19 protein-coding genes are annotated in these 18166 nt (G+C 44.4%); 9 read left to right on the forward strand and 10 right to left on the reverse strand.

Annotated features, from left to right (window positions below; genetic code table 11):
- The coding region (locus AB4238_RS00005) for a GNAT family N-acetyltransferase (RefSeq protein WP_372030525.1) at window positions 1-272 on the forward strand (272 nt) is incomplete at its 5' end.
- A gap of 94 nt (window positions 273-366) precedes the next feature.
- On the opposite strand, the gene AB4238_RS00010 is transcribed toward AB4238_RS00005, so the two are convergent.
- From AB4238_RS00010 to AB4238_RS00020, 3 genes are all read right to left on the reverse strand, one after another.
- Window positions 367-1062: a VC0807 family protein gene (locus tag AB4238_RS00010; protein WP_372030526.1), complete on the reverse strand. Its 696-nt coding sequence runs from the start codon at window positions 1060-1062 to the stop codon at window positions 367-369.
- Between the two features lie 548 nt (window positions 1063-1610).
- Window positions 1611-1961, reverse strand: coding sequence for a hypothetical protein (locus AB4238_RS00015; RefSeq protein ID WP_372030527.1), 351 nt, complete (start codon window positions 1959-1961; stop codon window positions 1611-1613).
- Window positions 1962-1969: 8 nt separating this feature from the next.
- Entirely contained in the window at window positions 1970-2527 is a 558-nt protein-coding gene (locus AB4238_RS00020) for an N-acetyltransferase family protein (protein ID WP_372030542.1), read from the reverse strand.
- A gap of 262 nt (window positions 2528-2789) precedes the next feature.
- On the opposite strand from AB4238_RS00020, the gene AB4238_RS00025 reads away from it, so the two are divergent.
- Window positions 2790-3734: a GGDEF domain-containing protein gene (locus AB4238_RS00025; RefSeq protein ID WP_372030528.1), complete on the forward strand. Its 945-nt coding sequence runs from the start codon at window positions 2790-2792 to the stop codon at window positions 3732-3734.
- On the opposite strand, the gene AB4238_RS00030 is transcribed toward AB4238_RS00025, so the two are convergent.
- A complete protein-coding gene (locus AB4238_RS00030) occupies window positions 3728-3946 on the reverse strand; it encodes a hypothetical protein (protein WP_020914246.1) in 219 nt (72 codons plus the stop codon). The genes AB4238_RS00025 and AB4238_RS00030 overlap by 7 nt on opposite strands.
- A 78-nt stretch (window positions 3947-4024) precedes the next feature.
- On the opposite strand from AB4238_RS00030, the gene AB4238_RS00035 reads away from it, so the two are divergent.
- On the forward strand, window positions 4025-4438 hold the full coding sequence (locus AB4238_RS00035) for an META domain-containing protein (protein WP_372030529.1): 414 nt from the start codon (window positions 4025-4027) through the stop codon (window positions 4436-4438).
- A 92-nt stretch (window positions 4439-4530) separates the two neighbouring features.
- Here the strand turns inward: AB4238_RS00035 and AB4238_RS00040 are convergent, their stop codons facing one another.
- Window positions 4531-5829: a dicarboxylate/amino acid:cation symporter gene (locus AB4238_RS00040; protein WP_372030530.1), complete on the reverse strand. Its 1299-nt coding sequence runs from the start codon at window positions 5827-5829 to the stop codon at window positions 4531-4533.
- Between the two features lie 170 nt (window positions 5830-5999).
- A complete protein-coding gene (locus AB4238_RS00045; protein WP_372030531.1) occupies window positions 6000-6296 on the reverse strand; it encodes a hypothetical protein in 297 nt (98 codons plus the stop codon).
- Window positions 6297-6437: 141 nt separating this feature from the next.
- Here AB4238_RS00045 and AB4238_RS00050 point away from each other — a divergent pair, with 141 nt between their 5' ends.
- On the forward strand, window positions 6438-6881 hold the full coding sequence (locus tag AB4238_RS00050) for an N-acetyltransferase family protein (protein ID WP_372030532.1): 444 nt from the start codon (window positions 6438-6440) through the stop codon (window positions 6879-6881).
- 68 nt (window positions 6882-6949) lie between these two features.
- On the opposite strand, the gene AB4238_RS00055 is transcribed toward AB4238_RS00050, so the two are convergent.
- Window positions 6950-8317: an L-serine ammonia-lyase gene (locus AB4238_RS00055; RefSeq protein WP_372030533.1), complete on the reverse strand. Its 1368-nt coding sequence runs from the start codon at window positions 8315-8317 to the stop codon at window positions 6950-6952.
- Window positions 8318-8441: 124 nt separating this feature from the next.
- Window positions 8442-9809 (reverse strand): HAAAP family serine/threonine permease, encoded by a 1368-nt coding sequence (locus AB4238_RS00060; RefSeq protein ID WP_372030534.1) that lies wholly within the window; start codon window positions 9807-9809, stop codon window positions 8442-8444.
- 568 nt (window positions 9810-10377) lie between these two features.
- On the opposite strand from AB4238_RS00060, the gene yjjX reads away from it, so the two are divergent.
- The 5 genes from yjjX to AB4238_RS00085 all read left to right on the forward strand — a co-directional run bounded on the left by yjjX (window position 10378) and on the right by AB4238_RS00085 (window position 14996).
- A complete protein-coding gene (gene yjjX, locus AB4238_RS00065) occupies window positions 10378-10917 on the forward strand; it encodes an inosine/xanthosine triphosphatase (RefSeq protein WP_372030535.1) in 540 nt (179 codons plus the stop codon).
- Window positions 10918-11056: 139 nt separating this feature from the next.
- Window positions 11057-12001, forward strand: coding sequence for a GNAT family N-acetyltransferase (locus AB4238_RS00070; protein ID WP_372030536.1), 945 nt, complete (start codon window positions 11057-11059; stop codon window positions 11999-12001).
- Between the two features lie 93 nt (window positions 12002-12094).
- Window positions 12095-13138, forward strand: coding sequence for an NADP(H)-dependent aldo-keto reductase (locus AB4238_RS00075; protein ID WP_372030537.1), 1044 nt, complete (start codon window positions 12095-12097; stop codon window positions 13136-13138).
- 82 nt (window positions 13139-13220) lie between these two features.
- Entirely contained in the window at window positions 13221-14432 is a 1212-nt protein-coding gene (locus AB4238_RS00080; RefSeq protein ID WP_372030538.1) for a cysteine desulfurase, read from the forward strand.
- Window positions 14433-14540: 108 nt separating this feature from the next.
- Window positions 14541-14996, forward strand: coding sequence for a SufE family protein (locus AB4238_RS00085; RefSeq protein WP_372030539.1), 456 nt, complete (start codon window positions 14541-14543; stop codon window positions 14994-14996).
- Window positions 14997-15058: 62 nt separating this feature from the next.
- On the opposite strand, the gene AB4238_RS00090 is transcribed toward AB4238_RS00085, so the two are convergent.
- Both AB4238_RS00090 and AB4238_RS00095 read right to left on the reverse strand, forming a co-directional pair.
- A complete protein-coding gene (locus AB4238_RS00090) occupies window positions 15059-16990 on the reverse strand; it encodes a TRAP transporter permease (protein WP_372030540.1) in 1932 nt (643 codons plus the stop codon).
- 191 nt (window positions 16991-17181) lie between these two features.
- Window positions 17182-18108 (reverse strand): TAXI family TRAP transporter solute-binding subunit, encoded by a 927-nt coding sequence (locus tag AB4238_RS00095; protein ID WP_372030541.1) that lies wholly within the window; start codon window positions 18106-18108, stop codon window positions 17182-17184.
- Between the last annotated feature and the right edge of the window lie 58 nt (window positions 18109-18166).

Here is an 18166-nt window from a genome sequence, read left to right on the forward strand (position 1 = left end):
TTGGTCAGTTAGCTATTTTGACTGGCATGTTAGTGCATCCTGATTTTCGCGGCCAAGCTGTTGGGCATTGCTTGATGCGCCAGCTTTCGCCCGTTCTCTGTGATGGTAAAACTTACATTTTTGCCTTAGTGAATTTAGAAGGGTTTTATGCGCAACATGGATTTACTGTCATTGAGGACGCGCCCAATGATATTGCACAGTTATTTTTGAAGTATCAGGGTTCTGAGAAGGAGTTGGTGTTAATGGGGTTAACTGGTGCTATTGGACGATAGCTTTCGTTTTATTTGAGGCCTTACGACCTAGAAGGACTCAATCAAGCGGAGCTTGATTGAGCCTAGGGTGTGGGAACCAATCCCACAACAACCATTACTGGTTGGCCAAAACCTCTTCCAACTTAAGCCCGGTTAAATCACGAATTGTGCGCCATAAGTAATAAAAGGTGCCCATCATCATCAACATAGATGGCAAGGCTATCATCGGATAACTGTATAAGGTCAATTGTCCCAACTGTTCATTAAACTCTGAGGTACCTGTTGGGCTGGTGACGATCCATTTAGCCAGTACATAATTCATAACGGCGGAGAAGGCGAATGAGCCTGCAACCAAGTAGGTGGCCTTCATGAGTCGCTGCTCAAATGCGGCCACGCAATTATTCTGCTGCAGTCGCTTGATGATCTTGTCAGCATCCATCACTGCAGGATTAAATATGATGGCTTTAATTAATGGCTTAGAGGTAAAGGTCGAAATAAGTACCGCAATGCCGATAGCGGCTGGAATGGCGGCTTCTTTGATTGCCAACCACTTAAGGTCAAGCTCCAGTAAACCAATACCACCGGTCAACAGCACATTAGCTAATCCAAGCAAAGCAATAAAATTAAACTTCTTATATTTTATCAGCTCAAATATGCCCCACCCCAGTGGAAAGCTTAACGCCAATATTAACCCACCACTGGCCCCTAGCTGATCTTCACCACTTAGCTTCATAAGAATAAAAGCGGGTATAGCTATGCTCACTAACAGGTCAACCAATGGCCGAGGTTTATGTGTCGATGTACTACTCATATGTTGTTTTCCAGGCGAAGTATGCAAGCTTCGAAAAATTTAAAGATAAAAACCATTACAGCAACTTTTATGATGCCAGTATCGATACTCACTAAGGTATAGCGGCGTAAAAATACCTTGTTCGGCATCAAGTGCCACTCTTCATCAAACATTGTTGAAACAGAGCGAACTGGCGACTGTAACGTAAATAAATGAAGGCCAGCTTAAACTGTCTAGAACTTAGATACTGAATAGCGATGATTTAAACAGATCAAACAAGTGGGTCAGCGTAAACTTTAAGCTTCAAAACTAACAGAAAACAGCAGTTCCCCATCGGAAGCGTTAGCTATTTATCCATCAGCATGAGACCTGTACTTAATGTATGTAACGTCGTCGGTGCGGCACGGGACTTCTTGTGTAAGAAATTAGCCAAGAGGGGTTGCAGCCCCCCTTTTGCCCAGCTGTAGGATGGAATTCAACGACGTTAATTGTTAGACCCAGTCTAACTTAAAGCTCAAGCGCTGTTTGGTACCTTTAATAAGCTAAAACGTATGCAACAGCAAACAAGCCTAACAATGGTCAAAATGTGCATTCTCCATGCACATAAACTCAACTTGTTGCATCGACAATACTGCTGGTTGCAGCACAGCTATCGACTCAGGGTTAATCGAGTCCAAGTCAGCCACTTCATCAATCTTATTGCCATAAGAGTTCGTACGACCACAATAGATAAAATGCTTATGCCAGCGCACCAAGTATGCCGTTTGAGTTTTATCTTCAACGGTCATCTCAGCTTCTAAGGCATGGCACTCTTCAGCTCTATCAGTTAAAACCGCCACTACGAGTTTAAGGTTATCGAAAGCTGACAAGTTCAATTGCAGATAGGGGGAGAAAATAGATGCTACAGATTCAGACAACATAACAGTCCTTAGAAAAAAGAGTCACTAGTGGGTAATACCAGTAAATAATAATCACGATCGTCAAAGCTAATAAAATCGACAACTTGCATGCCGCCCTTACGAGTATGTGCAGCAAACGAGGCGGCATTATCTTCAGCAATAAAAGTCACCATATAAGGTAACTCCTTGGCGACCGATTTTTTGACAAAATGCACCAATGCTTCAAATATACCTTGGCCACGATGCTCACTAGCAATCCAAATAGGCCCATATTGACAGCAGTTTTTCTCAGTAAGCCTGGCTTTTTCGTAGTCAATCCTTGGCAGACGATTAAGCAAGTTACGATATATTCGCCACTGTTTAAAGAAGCTCCAACGCCCAGCGATAACGTAACCAATAATATCACTATCAAGTTCAGCGATGACAACCCAATGCTGCTTAACTAAGCTGGTTAAGTCACTCTGATTAAAAGACTGACCAGCTAAACTATTATTTCGCTGTTCAATCGCTAATTCATCTTGTTGTTGGCTTTGTTCTAAGGCTGTTAAAGCGGCAACGTCTTGCATAGTCGCTAAACGAATTTTAATGCTATTCATCATTATTTTCTGGAGTAAAAACCCTAATTAATAGCGCCATTATAGCAACTTCACCAACGAAAATATGGCTATTAATCGCAGCAAATATACAAAGGTCATTTAGAGTGATCCGATGAGCATGATTTAAGCATGCTTAACATCAAATCTTTACTTGTTTACATTTCAACAACTTCAAAAAAACAGTATAGTCGACCTAGTAAAAGTATTTTAATTCAGATTTATCAGCATAATTAATCACAAGTGAGTTTTACCCATGTTAGCTCAAAATATCGATCATAATGTTTGGCTGCGAGATCAGGAACAACCTGCAGTTAGCTTGCCAAGGTGGCAACAACAGGTTGATCTACTCAACGACCTTTACCGTGCTAAAACCTGCCTTGTTATGCAGTTCTCAGCACAAGATGCTCAGATTGTTTGTGGTAAAACGTATCATGACAACTCTCTAAAAGCTGGCACGGTGTTGAGTAACTCTCCACTTTTGACTGCGGTAAATTCAAGCAGTAGCTTTGGCTCAAGTGAACTAAATATCGATGAACTTGGAGATACCTTTACTGAATTTGAACAAGTGCTCAGCATACAGTTATCTTGGCCCGATGGTCGAGTCTTCGGCTGTATCCTCATTTGCGATCCAAACACAACTCAAGCAACGTCTGCATCGCTAACAGTGATAGAGTCTGTGCGTTCATTATTGCAGGGTGAGCTGAAGCAAGTTTACTTAATGCAACAAGTGCAAAGGTTATCTTTTCAAGACGAAACAACTCAAATGCTCAACCATTATGGCTTTGGTCTAATGGCGCCAAGGCAACTAAGCTTAAGTAGACGATTTGGTTCCCATGCGGGGATAATATTAATTGAGCTGGTCGACAATCCACTCATGCGCACTGCGCCGCTATCTACCTCGCAAAAGGCTCGATTGCTTGCTCGGATCATAGCCGAGAGCTTACGTGAAGCAGATATGTCAGCCCGTGTTGATGAAGATAGATTTATGATCTTAGCGTTTGTCGATAGTGAATCAAACTTAGACACCTTGATTGGCCGCCTACGCAAACAGATAGCTAAAGAAGCGGGCAAGTTGAGTATCATAGTCGGCAAGAGCTTTTTTACCCCTGATGCACAGCAATCTTTGGTACCTATGCAGCAAGCCGCAGAAAGTGACCTTGAACTATGTCGTCAATCTTTGGTGACTAAAGCCTATTGATCTTGGTTTTGAGCCTGAGCCCATTGCAGAAATAGTGCAATGGGAAAAGGCGACATCATGACCATGCCTAATCCAGCCAAACTGGCGACAATCATCATTCCTGTAACCTGTTGTGTTAGCTCCGTAAAGAAATATAAGCCAACACCGCATAACAACATGCTTAAGCCTACCCAATGCAACATCTTGAGGTAATTAATTACATTTTTTTGCACTAACAAACGCCTTCTTTCAGTTGATTTTGAGCTAAAATACTCACAATATAATGATATTAATCACTTTGGATCCGTAACATGATAAAACAATCCTTTTTCGTAGCAAGTTTGCTACTGGGTTTATCCGCATGCCAATCAACGCCGCAAGCCCAAATCGAGGATTTAGCCATTGAAGGTACATGGCATATCGAAGTCGCAAACGGCCAACCCGTTATCGACTATAGCCCAGCTCAGCTCACTTTCGAAGCAGAAGGTAAGTTAACCGGTAATAATAGCTGCAATAACTTCTTTGGTAGTTACGTTTTATCAGGTCAATCTATACAGCTACAGCCTGCAGGTAACACCATGAAAGCCTGTGTAGATGCGTTAATGGCACAAGAGCAACGCGTTATGCAAGCTATGCCTGAAGTTAGCCAAGCAATAATGAGCAAAGGAAAGTTGCTACTACAAGATGCTGATAGCAAGACCTTGATGGTACTCAGCAAGCAGTAACCAGTATTGTTAAACTGTGTAGTAAGCAGAAACAGATGACACATAAAAAAACCGCCAAATTTGGCGGTTTTTTTGCAATCAAACAACAGCAGTTATGATTTTAGCTTTTCAGCTATTTCAGCGCTTTCTTCAGCACCCGCATTGTAATGCTCAACATTAAGTTCGTCTTCAGATTTGGCTATCACTGTTGTCGCGACCAAATCGCCAGAAACATTCACCACCGTTCGTGCCATATCAAGCACTCGGTCGATACCAGCAATCAGCGCTACACCTTCTAGCGGCAAGCCGACGGTAGTTAACACTAAGGTGAGCATCACCAGACCTGCGCCTGGCACACCCGCGGTGCCAATTGAGGCAAGCGTGGCTGTTAAGATAATGGTGATGTAATCAACCCAGCTTAAGTCGATACCAAAAGCCTGTGCTACAAACAATGCCGTCACACCTTGGTATAACGCAGTACCATCCATATTGATGGTCGTTCCAAGTGGTAACACAAAGCTAGAGATCTTTTTATTAACCCCTAAATACTCATTGGCGCACTTCATACTTGCAGGTAACGTACCTGCTGAGCTTGAGGTAGTAAAGGCCACTGCAATGGCGTTGCTGATCCCTTTAAAGAACTGTATTGGGTTTAGTTTGGCAAAGACCGTCAGCACTATGCTATAGAAGCCAACAATATGCAGGAAGCAACCAATATATACTGCCACAATCACTTTAATGAGTGGCATCAGCATACCAATACCATATTCACCAGCTACCCATGCCATTAGGCCAAATACGCCGTATGGTGCGAGTTTCATCACCATGTCTGTCAGCTTATACATGGCTTCAGCAAGGCTTTCGAAGACTTTGATTGCAGGCTTGCCATGGTCGCCAATCAGTACCAAAGCAACACCAAGAGCCACTGCAAACACAATCACTTGCAAGATTTGGCCACTGGCTAATGCTGCGATAGGGTTGGTTGGCACGATATTAATCAAGGTTTCCATCACTGATGGCGCCGCTTTTACAACTTGTTCTGAGGGCTCGGCAACCATGTCCAGCCCTTTACCTGGCTGTAAAAAGTGACCGACTGCAAGCCCGACAGTAATGGCTATAGAGGTCGTCCCCAAATAGAAGGCAAAAGATTTAAAGCCGATACGTCCCATCTTGGCAGTATCTTGCATAGAGGTAACGCCCACGATTAGCGAGCAAAAAACCAACGGCACAATCAACATCTTAATAGTATTTACAAACAGGGTACCGATCGGCTTTAGTACCGTTGCTTGTTCCCCAAAACCGATACCAGTTAAGATCCCGAGTAGCATACCAATCATGATCTGAAGCCACAGTGGCACAGACATCCAGCTTGACCACACTTTTCTAAAAAGTGAAGTTTGTTGTTTTGACATATTTAAACCTTGCTACAGTTGGGTAAAGAGGACACAAGCAGATACTTGCTTAAAAAATAACGCGGCAGTTTAGCATAGGCACTAAACAGGAGAGATGATCTGTATCACGCAGATCCCTTCAACAAACTACTCACTATAAAAACCACCACTACAATGAATAATTCATAATATTAGGCATCAAATTTTGTATTTTCTTCATTTTTAGTGAAACTCATCTTATGAAGTGCTGCCGGGGGCTGCTCTCGTTCAATTAAGTAGCTCCAATAAGCATCATCAAAACCACTAAAGATCTGTTTTTGCTTACCTTCAGAACGCAAGATAAGCCACCACCAAACCAGCCCCCAAATACCAAAGGTGAGAATGGTAACCGCGAAATGGCGGCGATGATTTATAGTACTTAGCTCGCCAACCAACTGTTTATCATCAGAATTATCTTTGCATTCATCTGTTTTAGGTGTATTCCCCATACTGTTATCACCTTTGTTAAGCTATAAAAAAAGTGTAGCAGAGTTAGACTTTAGTCGAATGCAAATAACCCATATTGGTTAAAATAATTCGGCGCTTTAACGAACACGCATGGTAAAGTTAGCCAAAAAAGAGGAATAAACATGCTCATTCGCAAAGCCCTGTTAACTGATCTACAAGCACTCATAGACTTCAACCAAGCAATGGCATTGGAAACCGAGGGTCTCTCACTCGATAGCGATGTGCTACACCAAGGCGTAAATACGCTACTTAACTCGCCAGAAAAAGGTTTTTACTTAGTTGCTGAAGTTAATGGTGAGATCGCGGGGTCATTAATGGTGACTTTTGAGTGGAGTGACTGGCGCGCCAAAGATTACTATTGGATCCAGAGCGTCTATATTCGCCCTGAAAATCGTCGTCAAGGGATCTACAAAAAACTCTATCAAGAGGTTAAAGATATCGCCGCGCAAAATGGTGGTGCAGCCAGCTTCAGACTCTATGTTGAGCAAGAGAATACCAAAGCGCAGCAAACATATAGCGCACTCGGCATGGATCAAAGTTACTATTTAATGTACGAAGAGAAGTAGTTGATTCAGGATCGACATCCATAAAAAAGGCCATCAAATGATGGCCTTTTTTAGCAACAAATACAGCTTTAGCCGCAAATACTGGTCACTTTAATCGCTAAGCCACCTTGACTCGTCTCGCGGTACTTAACATGCATATCTTTGCCTGTCTCATACATGGTCGCAATCACTTTATCTAAGCTCACTTTAGGCTGGCAGTTACGACGCATAGCCATGCGCGACGAGTTAATCGCTTTAACGGCCGCTATCGCATTACGCTCAATACACGGCACTTGCACTTGGCCAGCAACCGGATCGCACGTCAGGCCTAAGTTATGCTCCATACCTATCTCAGCTGCCATACAAACTTGCGCAGCATTGCCACCCATAACCTCAGCAAGACCAGCTGCAGCCATAGAACAAGCAACCCCCACTTCGCCCTGACAACCCACTTCCGCACCAGATATAGAGGCGTTACGCTTATAGAGGGAGCCGATTGCTGCAGCAGCTAAAAAGAAGCGAGTATATTCTTGTGGCCCAACAGGTTTAATAAACTTGTCGTAGTATGCCAATACAGCTGGAATAATGCCTGCGGCACCATTCGTTGGTGAAGTTACCACTCGACCACCGGCAGCATTTTCTTCGCTAACAGCCATAGCAAACACGTTGATCCAATCAACGATTTCCATCGGATCTTGTGATAAGCGCTCGCCCGTTAATAGCTGACGGTAAAGCGCAGGGGCACGACGTGGTACTCGCAACGGCCCAGACAATACGCCTTCGGTCTGACAACCTTTTTCAATGGCAGCATGCATGGTGTGCCATACATCTGCAAAACCTTGGTAAATATCAGCTTCACTATTAAATGCCAGCTCATTTTTGAACATAATGGTGCTAATGCTCATGCCGGTTTCATTACTCGTTGCCAGTAACTCGTCCGCATAATTAAACGGATAAGGCACAGTCACTGGATTTTCAACTGCTTTACCAAACTGCGCTTCTTCGACAATAAAACCACCACCTATCGAATAGTAGGTGTTGCTCATGATTTTCTCGTCACCTGCGTAAGCGTGTAACATCATGCCGTTTTCATGCATAGGTAATGCGTAATTGTGGAAAATAACCGCATCTCGTCCAAAGTCGACCAGCCGCTGCTCTTTGCCCATCGCTAACTTTTCAGTTTGCTCTACTTCGCTAATAAAATGCGGAATAGCTTCGATGTCGACGCTTTCAGGTGTGTTACCACCTAAGCCCATAATAATGGCGATATCGGTGTGGTGCCCTTTGCCAGTTAATGACAATGAACCAAAAATCTCAACGCTTAAGCGAGTGACTTTTTCAAACTGGTTTGCTTGATGTAGGTCGTCGATAAACTCTTTGGCGGCCTTCATCGGCCCGACAGTGTGAGAGCTCGACGGGCCCACTCCTATCTTAAAAATATCAAATGCGCTAAACATAGAATTACCTCGAAAACAGAGGAAGGGCTGAAAGATTTTTCAGCCCTGGGTCAAACATTGTATTTTAATCATCGGGGTTTAAAGCGATTAGAGATAGCGATAAACACCCGAGAGTAACGCTCAGTTAAGACAGAAGTCCAAACAGAATTGCAGTCATAGAAAGCAGACCGGCAATAACCACAAAGATGTTGCTCACGCGGCCACGATATGGCGCTAAAGCAGGTACTTTATGAATCGCGTACATAGGCATAAGGTACAGGATTGCCGCAATGATTGGGCCACCTAAGGCTTCAATCATTCCCAAAATACTTGGGTTGATTACCGCTACAGCCCAGATGGTGAAGAACATAAAGCCTAAGATAAACTTGTTTAATTTTTTGTCTGAGACTTCTTTATTACTGGTACGAAGTTGCTTGTTAATAATGCCTTTCATGCCTTCAGTTGCGCCCATGTAGTGACCGAAGAAAGAAGAGATAATGGCAACAAAAGCGATGATTGGACCGAAGTAACTGACAAAGCCACTGTCATGCACATTCGCTAAGTAAGAAAGGATTGGTAAGTTATTCGCCTTGGCTTCAGCAAGCTGTGCTGGAGAAAGTGACAATACACAAGAGAACACAAACAACATCACAAAGCCCACTAGCATCATAGTGGTGTTTCGCAAAATAGAGTCCGCTTTACGCGCTGCATTTTGACCATGCTCACGCTTAAGTGCCACAGAGAACTGGGAAATTGCTGGAGAATGGTTAAATGCAAAGATAAGTACTGGAATAGTCAACCAAACAGTGCCCAGGAAAGCACCAGTGCTAGGTACAACGTTCAGTGCGTCCATTTTCCAATCAGGAATAAGGTAGAAAGACATAAATGCCAAGATAGCAACCAGTGGGTATACCAGCAGCTGAGTTACTTTAAGCATGAACTTCTCACCTGCAACCATGACAGACATCATAGCGATGATAAGACCACCAGATAGCAACCAGCGTGGCACACCGGACACTTTATCCATGATCTGTACACCAGCTTCAGTCAGCATAGGCGCACCATCAGCCGCTAAACGTGGAATTTCCACAAAGATGTTTAGCTGGTTAACAATAAAGCTATCAACGGTGTTGGTAATACCTACGCCGTAGATCAAAACAATTGGATAGATAGCGAAGAAGTACAGCATGGTAATCGCTTTGCCAGCGCCAACACCAAAGTGCTCTTCAACAACATGAGTAATATCGCTACCAGGCTTGCTTGATGAACAAACAAAACGAGATAAGCCACGGTGAGCAAGGTAAGTCATTGGGCCAATAATCGCTGCCATCAGTACAAGAGGCCAAAAGCCACCCATACCAGCATTAATCGGTAAGAATAGTATGCCAGCACCTACTGCGGTACCAAACAAACTCAACATCCAAGTCGTATCTTGTCGTGTCCAAGGTAGCGACTTAGTCGTCGCTACATCATCTAAGGTCACTTCTTGCGCACGTATCGCATCTTTTTGCATTAGCTTTACCTTTAAGGTGTTTGTTAACACCTGTAGATTTGTATCTAAGGAGTAAATTTCGCGGTTAAGGTAATCCTAATGCAGCGGGGATAAATTGATCTGGACACACATTTTGTAATTGAATTTCATAATATACGCATATTGGGAGCTACATCGCTTATTTCATGTAATGAATTTTCATTTTGATTGCAGCCTGATAACCGAATCGAACCTCGATTTAACACGAATTTCACCTAATTAATTAAATACTGATATAAAGCCCGCCTAAGACAAAAATGGGCGACGGACATAGCTCACGCAAACTCCAATTACGGGACATCACCCTGCACTCAGCTATGTAAACTTGATCTAGATCTCGCCTTTTTTAGCCCTGTAGACCCTAGGCATTAGTCAATCTAATGATTAATATAGAAAAATATTTTTAGCCTAATTATTACCCTGCTATCAGCAATAACAAATACAGCTATTTATAGTAAAAATAACCACAGTAAAAATGGCGTAATGAGTCGCTAATCACTGGCTTAATGTGAAATAATTTCAGTAATCTCTAAATAGAAAAGAAACCCCTATGACCCAAGTTATTCGAATTATCGTTGGCTCTAAAAATCCAGTAAAAGTTGGCGCAGCAAAAGAAGCACTAACAACCCTATTTCCTGAAGCCACCATTGAGTGCGAAGGCGTACATGCGCCATCACTTGTGGCCGATCAACCCATGACAGAGGCAGAAACTCAAGCAGGTGCTGTTAATCGAGTGAAGTACAGCATGGAAAACTACCAAGCTGACTACTATCTTGCGATGGAAGGTGGTGTTGATCTATTTGACCATGGTCCTGCTACATTCGCGTATATTGCCATTGCCCATAATCAGCAAGTTAGTGTCGGCCGCAGTGCATTGCTGCCACTACCTATGCAGGTATACCAAGCATTAACCCAAGGTGAAGAGCTAGGTAATGTCATGGATAGCATGTTTAATACCGTCAACATTAAGCAGCAAGGCGGTGCAATAGCTTTATTAACCCAAGGCCATGCAACTCGGCAAAGTATTTATACCCAAGCGATTATTCTCGCAATGGCACCTATGTTGAACCCTGAACTTTATAGCTTATAAAATCACAAGGCTTGGTCAATTTAAGGTAGCGATTGACCAAGCAAAATTTTGTAGTTAACTTAATACTTAAGTTCCGTTGATTAAGATCCACTTGATTTTATCTGATAGGCTTCGTAAATTAGATGTTAGTCGCAACTAAATGAGTCTAAATAATCTCCCTATGCCTCAGCCTCTCTGCCAAGCTTCACAATTACGCCGCTTATCAAGACAACTTATTCGCCAGCTAGGGTTGCTCGATGCAGCCTGTGGTAATCAACCCTTGTCCCCCGTGCAAGCTCACACGCTAATAGAGCTAGGCCAGAGTAGTTACTCTATTAAACAGTTAGCTGAAGTTCTCAATATTGATAAATCTAATGCCAGCCGTGCAGTGAGTCATTTAGTCGAGAAGGGGTTTGCTAAAACCACAGCCAACCCCAAAGATAACCGCAGTCTAGTGGCGCAATTAACCCCCAGCGGCAAGAAACAACTGATTAAGCTGGATAACCAACAAAATCAGCAGTTCAATGAAATTATGGCGCAACTGCCCACCACTCAGATAGCACAAATAGAGCAATCATTGAGTCAGTACAATAAAGCCGTTATGCAGTCTAAGGCACAAATTGGCTATACCATCAGAGAGATAGCCCCGGACGATAATGCGGCAATGGCGCAGATAATTCGTGACGTTTCGGCGGAGTATGGACTCACAGCGGATAAAGGCTACGGAGTATCAGATCCGACTCTCGATAATCTCAGCGAAGTCTACCAACAGAGCAATGCTTGTTACTGGGTGATTGAGCTTGACGGTCAACTCCTTGGCGGGGGCGGCATCGCACCATTGAATCATCAAGCTGGCGTTTGTGAACTGCAAAAGATGTATTTTTCTCAGGCTCTGCGGGGTAAAGGCTTTGCTAGACGGTTAGCACTACAAGCTATCGATTTTGCCACAGAGCAAGGTTATGACGCTTGTTATCTAGAAACTACAGCCAACTTAACTGAAGCAATAAAGCTCTATGAGTCGCTGTCTTTCAAGCATTTGGATGCGCCATTAGGTAACACCGGCCATGACGCCTGCGAGATTACTATGCTACTAAAGTTAACTTAGAAACACAGATTAAGCTGTAATCCTTGTCGTTTTTATACTAAAAACTTGTTAGCCTCAATATTAGGTAGTTTCTTAAATTAAGTGAGTTGCACTATGGAATATAAACGTCTGCCACACTCAAGTTTAGACGTCAGTGAGATATGTTTAGGCACCATGACATGGGGTGAACAAAATACCCAAGCCGAAGCGTTTGAGCAGCTTGACTATGCGATTGCTCAAGGCGTTAACTTCATCGATACAGCAGAGATGTACCCTGTACCGCCAAAAGCCGAAACCCAAGGCGCTACCGAAACGATTCTAGGCAATTACCTTAAGCAGCGCGGTAATCGCGACAACCTCATTATCGCCAGCAAAGTTTCAGGCCCTGGTGGCAAGAGCGATTATATTCGCCCCAATATGGCATTAGACTGGCGTAATATTCATCAAGCTGTCGATTCATCACTAGCACGTTTGCAGCTCGACACCATCGATCTTTATCAGATCCACTGGCCCGATCGTAATACCAACTTCTTTGGCGAGTTAAGCTATGCCCAACAAGATGACAACGAACAGCAAACGCCGATTATTGAAACTCTTGAAGCATTAGCTGATTTGGTTACTGCAGGTAAGATCCGTTATATCGGCATCTCCAATGAAACCCCTTGGGGCTTTATGAAGTACCTACAGCTGGCTGAAAAACATGGTTTACCGAAGATTGTCTCAGTGCAAAACCCCTATAACTTGCTCAACCGCAGCTTTGAAGTCGGTATGGCAGAGATAAGCCATCGTGAGGAGGTGCCACTATTAGCCTACTCTCCTCTCGCATTTGGGGCTCTTTCGGGTAAGTACCTCAATGACCAATGGCCTGAAGGTGCCAGAATGACGTTGTTTAAACGCTTTGCACGCTATACCGGATCTGAAATGGCGCTTGAGGCGACCAATGCTTATGTAGAGCTAGCTAAGGAGTTCAATATTAGCCCTGCACAGATGGCACTCGCCTTTGTTAATCAGCAGAAGTTTGTTGGTTCAAATATTATCGGCGCCACCAACCTTGAACAGCTAAAAGAGAATATCGATAGCATTCATTGCAGCATCTCGCCGGAGCTGAGCCTACGTCTAAATGAACTGGCACAACTATATCGCCTGCCTTGCCCTTAGTTAATAACCGATATAAATAGGCTTGCATTAAAGGCGCAGATCTTACAAGATCTGCGCGCATTCTAATCCACAGGTTAAATTAATGGATCTCTCAACGTTACGGTCACAGTTCCCTGCGCTTGCTCAATCTAATGACGGCTACCCGCTGTGCTATTTAGACACCGCAGCCACCAGCCAGAAGCCGCAACAAGTGATTGATGCCATGAATCACTACTATCAGTTCGATAATGCCAACGTGCACCGCGCAGCGCATCAACTATCAGCCCGAGCAACCACTCAATATGAAGCTGTGCGCGACAAGCTTCGCCAGTTGATTTGTGCTGAACGCCGCGAAGAGATCATTTTTACCCACGGCACCACAGAGTCGATAAATATCGTCGCCCATGGCCTTACCTCGCAGCTAAAGCCGGGCCAGTTGGTTTTAATTGATAGCGCCGCCCATCACGCTAATATCGTACCGTGGCAAGAGCTGGCACAGCGCACTGGCGCAATAGTTAAGCCCATCCCGTTAACTCATGATTGCCGCTTAGATATTGCCGCCTTCGATGCGCTATTAAGCGAGCGCCCAGTGATTGTCGCGCTAAGTCATGTATCCAATGTGTTAGGCACAGTCAATCCAGTGGCCGAGCTTGTAGCTAAAGCCAAGCAAGTGGGCGCGATAACCTTAGTCGATGGTGCACAAGCCATCGCCCACATGGATGTTGATGTTCAAGCGATAGATTGTGACTTTTACGTATTCTCAGGGCATAAGATGTATGGTCCGACGGGGATCGGTGTGCTCTATGGTCGCTTTGAACCACTGGATAAGCTTGCCCCCTTGATGACTGGCGGTGAGATGATAAAAAGCGTCAGTTTTAGCGGCACTGTATTTAATCAGCTGCCTAACAGACTAGAAGCTGGCACACCGCCAATTGCTGAAGTTATCGGCTTAGGTGCTGCAATCGACTTCCTTAATAAGCTGCCTAAAGCGCAACTGCGGGAAGCCGAGCAAGCTTTATTGATTTACCTACAAGACTCACTGCTAGACTTAGGTGATATAGAGCTATACGGCGCCCATAGCGATAACCTTGGTGCCGTCGCCTTTAATCTAGCTGGAGAGCATCATCAAGACGTGGGGATCTTACTTGATCAACAGGGGATCGCCGTTCGCTGCGGCCACCACTGCGCCATGCCTCTGATGCAGATATTACAACTAAATGGCTGTTGCCGTGCCTCCATTGGGGTTTATAGCAATAAAGCCGATATCGACAACTTTATAACCGCGATGAAATCAGTAAAAGAGCTGTTGCTATAGTCGCTATTGTTTAGCCACGGCTGAAACCGAAAGCACGGTTGTAAAAATTAGCGAAACCCCTTTACAACGATATTAATCAATCACCATTACAATAATCTTAGGTCGAGTATGAGTCAGTCAATCCAACCTTCTAGCGCAGACTTTCTAGCATTAGAGTTCAGCCAATCGGCTCAAGCAACGTTAGCGCTGTTTCAACAAGCAAACAACTGGCAGGAACGTTACCGCCATATTATGTTGCTAGGTAAAAGCTTAACTAAACTTGGCGATGAATACCGTGTTGAAAGCGCTCAGGTTAGAGGCTGCGAAAGTGATGCCTGGTTGTATCATAGTGAGATTGATGGCAAGCATTACTTTCTTGCAGACAGTGATGCTCGCATAGTCAAAGGCTTAGTCACACTATTATTGATTGCCTGTAATGGCAAAACCAGTGCAGAAATTAACGCATTCGATGCCGATGATTACTTTACTCAGCTTGGCTTACAAGGTCAGCTAAGCCCATCTCGTACCAATGGTTTACTGGCATTAGCGCAAGCGATTCAAACAAATGCTATTGATAACAAATAACATCAAGTTTCATCAGCTAAATTGAGTACCAGCCAAGTCTACACTTGGCTGGTGATAACATGCTAAACAGCTACTTTTGCCGTGGTTTTCCACTGTTTGACCAGCAAGCCTAATATAATCAACATGCCCACAAAGCCAACACCAAACGGATTAAACAGCACCAGTGGTACTGCGGCAAAAGCAACAATACGCTCTACGCCTGATAAAGCACGTAGCAGATAACCTTCAATCGCTATCGCTAATGCCAAGATAATCGTGGCTGTTTGTAGTATCGCAAAGGCGAAAGCCATCACACCAGCACCGGGGTTAAGTAAGTCGGTATAAGCCATCATTATCGGGATCATAAACAGGCCTCCAGCTAACTTAAACGCTTCAACAGAGGATTTCATAGGATTGGCATTGGCAACCCCAGCCCCTGCAAATGCCGCCAGTGCAATCGGCGGGGTTACATTTGATGTCTGCGATAACCAGAACACAATGAGATGGGCAGTGAGTAGCGGCAAGCCAAAGTCGCCCAACATAGGCACAGCCATCACGGCCAGTACGATGTAAGCGGCAGTTACTGGTAGTCCCATGCCTAATACTAAGGCGACAATACTGATTAAGCCTAAGGCCACCAGCATATAGCCGCCAGAGAAGTCCATCACAAACTGGGTAAACTGCAGCCCAATGCCTGTCTGTCCAACCACACCAACGATAATGCCTGCAGCGCCACACGCCACAGAAATAGGCAGCGCCATTAGCGCGCCATTTTTCATTCCCGAGATAAATTTTCTAAGGCCTATACGGCTATGTTTACGTAAAGCGGCGGTAAGTAATATCGCGGCGCAGCCGGCAACACCTACCAGCAATGGCGAGTAAGCCATCATCAATAACACAGTAATAATCACCAGCGGAATAAGGTGATGCGCCCCTTGTTTCATGACTTCGATAACAGCCTCTGTGCGACTAGCAGCTTGCAGGTTTAACTTGCAAGCCATCAGGTGCACATACAACAAGGTACAGAAAAAGTAGAGAATAGCGGGTGCGATTGATGCCAGCATAATATCGCTATAGGGCACCCCAGTAAATTGCGCCATAACAAAAGCGCCCGCCCCCATAATTGGCGGCATAATCTGCCCACCCGTTGATGCAGCAGCTTCAATGCCAGCGGATTGCTCCGGCGTATAGCCAAGCTTTTTCATCATCGGAATCGTTACCGAGCCAGTAGTCACCGTATTGGCGATAGCGGAGCCAGAAATAGAGCCTAACCCCGCAGATGCTAAAACCGCAGCCTTGGCAGGCCCACCACGATATTTCCCCGCAATAGAGAAAGCCAAATCGATAAAGAACTTACCTGCACCAGTGACCTCAAGAAAAGCACCAAATAGTACAAAAATGAACACTGTGGTCGCGGCAATCCCCAAGGCGGAGCCAAATACCCCATTCGCAGAGAAGATCTGGAATTGAATAAGCTCCTGCAATGAGTAGGCTTTAGTTGCTAACGCCCCCGGCAACATATCACCAAATGCACTGTAAGCTAAAAATAGCCCGGCAATCATCACCATCACCCAACCTACAGTCCGGCGACACCCTTCCAATAATAACAGTAGCAAGGCGCAACCAGCCGCTAGGTCGATATTACCTAAGCCATACAACAGGTGGTCAATATCGTTGTAGTCGAAGATCAGCATCCGATATCCGGCAAAAACGGTCAGTCCACACAACAGTAAATCGGTTACACGGCCGAGCATGTAGCCTTTGTTATATCGATTACTTATCAACGGATAATGTAAAAAGATCAATACCAACACCCAGCACAAGTGCACTGGACGAAAGTAGGTAGCCGAAATGGTTGAGGTGATCCCCTGCCATATTTGAAATGATGACAGCGCCACCGCGATGGCAAGAATCACGTAACCGAGATACTTAACAGTGGATTCATGGGGAAGTGGCATTACAACAGGCGCTTCAGTTGTCGCATCCGCATCACTATTTTGTTGAAGAGGGCTCATAGCATGTCCTCAAATTATCTACACTCAAATGCTCCGCCACTCATGTTCAATCGGTGATAGATTGCGGGCATTTGGGATATAAGCTAAATAAAATAAAGGCAACCCAAAGCTGCCTTTATTAATGGTTTTAACAGTCATTGATTAACTGTCGCAGATAGTCGACATCAAAAAGTCGTTTACTGAAAAGTAAACTATTTAGCCAACGAATCTAGGTACTTTTGCGCGCCAGGGTGCAATGGCACACCTTCTAAACGACCTGCATTATCAGGGGTTGTAGCTTCAGCCACTTTCACCACTTTTTGTACTTCGCTCATGTTTTCAAAGGCTGCTTTTGTAAGATTGAATGCCATCTCATCACTCATCTTAACGCTCACCACAATCACATTCCACACACTAAGTGTCGGCACTGCACCGACGTTGTTATAAACATCACTCGGTATGGTGTAGCTGCTATATGCTGGATTCTTCTCAATAAAAGCCTCGCTCTCAGCGGCTGAGACAGGAATAATATTAACTTTATGAGTCAGTGCTACTTGAGTGACAGCACCAACTCCTTGGCCGCCAACAATGAAACCCGCATCTATCTGGCCATTAGCTAACGCATTAGTGGTCTCTGAGTAGTTCAGATAAACCGCTTTAATATCCTTTTTTACATCAATACCAATAGATTCCAGTAACGCAGCAGAAGTTACCGCGGTGCCGCTCGCTGGCGCGCCCAAAGAGATACGCTTACCTTTAAGATCGGCCAAAGAGTTGATACCAGACTTTTCCAAACTGATGGCATGAACCAAGTTTGGATACAGCGCAAACAAGGTATTTACAGGCATGGCACTTCTAAATTTGCCTTCACCTTTATAAGCATCAAGTACCACGTTGCCCATTGCAATTCCGGCAATCATGTCACCACGGACCACTTTAATCGTGTTCTCTACTGATGCAGCTGTTACTTCTGCTTTTACGTTAACTTCAGGAACCTTGTCAGACCAAACTTTGGCTAAGGCTCCACCAAAAGGGTAATAGATCCCACTTTGGCCACCGGTGCCAATAGAATAGTTATCAGCCTGAGCCGACGCTGGTAATACCAACAATAGAGCGAGCATTAATGCACGATGCAACATAGCCATTTCCTCAATTTACATTTATTTTTTATATTAGACTTTAGGGGCTGTTGATCTT

The organism is Shewanella sp. 10N.286.45.A1, assembly GCF_041470405.1.
In the GTDB taxonomy this organism is placed as follows: Bacteria; Pseudomonadota; Gammaproteobacteria; order Enterobacterales; family Shewanellaceae; genus Shewanella.